Here is a 2,435-nt window from a genome sequence, read left to right as displayed (position 1 = left end):
TTATCGGACCGTGCTCTCGAGCTTCCTGTGGGGTCCAGTCAATGCTCGAGCGCAGCGGGGCTAGCGCTGTGATTTACAACTGCCGCCTGTTCTTGGCTTTGGCGCATCTCCTCCTTCAGTTGCGCGACCTCCCGTTCCAACCGTTCGATTCGATCGAGCGAATAGTCGAAGCTGGTGGCCTCCAACCTTAGCAAGAAGGCCCAGACGGCCCCGAAGACGCGACGAAATTTCCCCTGCTGTGAAGCCGAATGGTTCGCTAAGTGTGTCATCGAAAGCTCCTCAGTGGCGGCAGCGGACACAGGGTGCGTCGCGGCGGCCGTCGGCCCGGGCTCCTCAGAGCGGTGTCCAACCGGTGGTCGCCTAGATAGTTTAGAATTATTTGGTATAAAAATTGGCCGCGAAGGCTGCGGCCGGGTTCATTTCAGACCGTTTGTCCCAAAATACCGAAAGACTCAGTGCGCAGGTCGCCGAGCTCGGCAATCACCGCCTGACGGCGGCGCCACGACCATTTTGCCGCGACCGCGCGCTTCAGGACGCCGCGCTCAAGGCGGCCGGGATAGACAAGTCGATGCCTGAGACCTTGACCACAGCCTGCCACGCCGCTTCCTGGCTGGCGCGGTCGTGGAGGTGTGGCTGGCGCTGCAGCTCCATTGGGCCTGAGAACTTCCCTGCAGCGGAGGCGAAGAATTGCCCTGAGACGCCGGTTCCGAACTCTGACGCCTGGAGGTACCGACCGGCCGCAGTCTCCGGCGTCTGATTCATGCCGGGAATGAGGTTCGTGATTGGAATCATCAGATACTTCAACAACGGACCAGCGTTTCGCGCCACGTTGGTGTCGTTCGACGCACCGGGCGAGACGGCGTACACGGCCATGCCGGAGGGTAGCCGGCGCGCCAGCGCCGCGACCCACCAAGCGATAATGAGCTTTGCGTCGGCATACGCATTGTGCGGCGCGTACTTCACGTTTGGCCCGCTGCGTATCATGGCTTCGATAGCGACGGTACGGTCACCCCGGAAGTACTTGGCCGCGAAGGCTGGCGCGTCGGTGTGCTTGAACAGGGGTACGCCCCCGCGGGCAGGCTCCGCACTGGTGATGACAATCCGCGCGTTGGGGCTCAGCAGGTTAGCGCGGAGCAACCCGAGAGTCAGTTGATGATGGCCGATCAGCGGGGCTTCAGAAGCCTCGACGCCCGCCGCAGTGATCACCCGCTCCTTACCTGGAACCAGCCCGGCATTGAGCAGTAGGAAATCGATCGGTCGACCACGCTTGACGAGCGCCGCGAGGGCGGACTGAACGCTGGCCGGCGCGTTGAGATCCAGCTCCAGCGGCGTGAAGGCGCCGATGTTTGTCTTAGCTTTGAGCTGATCGGCCGTTTCCTGAATCCGCGCCAGGCTGCGTCCCGTGACGACAACCTCCGGGCATCCCCCGGCGGCGAGCAAGCGGGCTGCCGCAAAACCGAGTCCAGAGGTGGCGCCGGTGACCAGAGCAGTCGAATGTCGCATGGGAGGTTCCGTGGTTAAGGGGAGTGTTGTGAGGCCCGCGAGGTCAGGTGGCGGCTTGCTAATTACGAACCGATTAGTTACATATTTGCCTAGTTTGTCGTGGTCAAGGATTTTTGAACTAAATGATTCAGAATGCCGCCAGGTCGCGGGGGCGACCGCGAAACTTCGACGAGGGTGATGCGCTGACAAAGGCGACGGAGGTCTTTCGCGCCAAGGGTTACGACGGCGTGACCATTGACGATCTCGTCGCGGGCATGGGTGTGGGACGGCCAAGCCTGTATTCCGTCTTCGGGGACAAGCGGACGATATTCTTGCGCGCTCTCAGGGCGTACGCAGATGCGAAGGGCGCTCGCGCTGCGAAGGCGCTCTTTTCGCCGGCGACGCTTCGCGACTCGCTCGTAGGCTTTCTAAGGCACGCCGTTGAAAGCGCGACCGAGGAAGGAGCCGCCCCAGGATGCCTAATGGTGTGCGTCGCGCCCCTCGTAGACGACGCTGAGGTCAGGCAGTTCCTGAAGAACGCCATAGCTAGCGGCATAGCGCTCGTGGAACGCCGCTTCTGCGACGGGATCAGCACGGGGGAAATCCCGTCCGACTTTCCCGTGGCGGTGCGTGCGAGCCAGGTCCTCGACCTGTCGCGCGGTCTGACCATGCGTGCGCAGATGGGCACGCCGCGCAAGACGCTGCTGAATGACGCTGAGGAAGCGGCGGACTTGGTCCTCCTGCCCCGGCGTGGAAATGCAGCGCCAGAAGGTTGATGCTGGATGGCGCGGACGTCGAACGCCACTGTCCGACAACCACCGATTGTGTTGAAAAAGTCGATCCCACGATTTCACAGGCTCATTTTCAGCACGAATAATGCCGGTCGATCCAGTTTTCTGAACGGTTCAATCTGCGGCGTGAGCGTTCACGCACAGATACGCCTCGTCCGCTAC

At 61.9% G+C, this 2,435-nt stretch carries 2 protein-coding genes; one reads left to right on the top strand and one right to left on the bottom strand.

Features of this window, described 5'->3' with window-relative positions; translation table 11 throughout:
- Positions 1-528 precede the first annotated feature (528 nt).
- Positions 529-1,503: an SDR family NAD(P)-dependent oxidoreductase gene (locus tag AC1RJ9_RS28280; RefSeq protein WP_492841995.1), complete on the bottom strand. Its 975-nt coding sequence runs from the start codon at positions 1,501-1,503 to the stop codon at positions 529-531.
- A 122-nt stretch (positions 1,504-1,625) separates the two neighbouring features.
- On the opposite strand from AC1RJ9_RS28280, the gene AC1RJ9_RS28275 reads away from it, so the two are divergent.
- Positions 1,626-2,258, top strand: coding sequence for a TetR/AcrR family transcriptional regulator (locus AC1RJ9_RS28275; RefSeq protein ID WP_492841997.1), 633 nt, complete (start codon positions 1,626-1,628; stop codon positions 2,256-2,258).
- Positions 2,259-2,435: the final 177 nt, after the last annotated feature.

Source organism: Caulobacter sp. GW822-FHT07D08, assembly GCF_058798735.1.
The sequence above is the reverse complement of the archived record's forward strand: the minus strand, read 5'-3'. Positions and strand labels throughout refer to the sequence as shown.

Bases quoted from the DNA above. Each gene is read 5' to 3' on its own strand.
- AC1RJ9_RS28280 (WP_492841995.1), bottom strand. From the start codon at position 1,503: ATGCGACATTCGACTGCTCTGGTCACCGGCGCCACCTCTGGACTCGGT.
- AC1RJ9_RS28275 (WP_492841997.1), top strand. From the start codon at position 1,626: ATGATTCAGAATGCCGCCAGGTCGCGGGGGCGACCGCGAAACTTCGAC.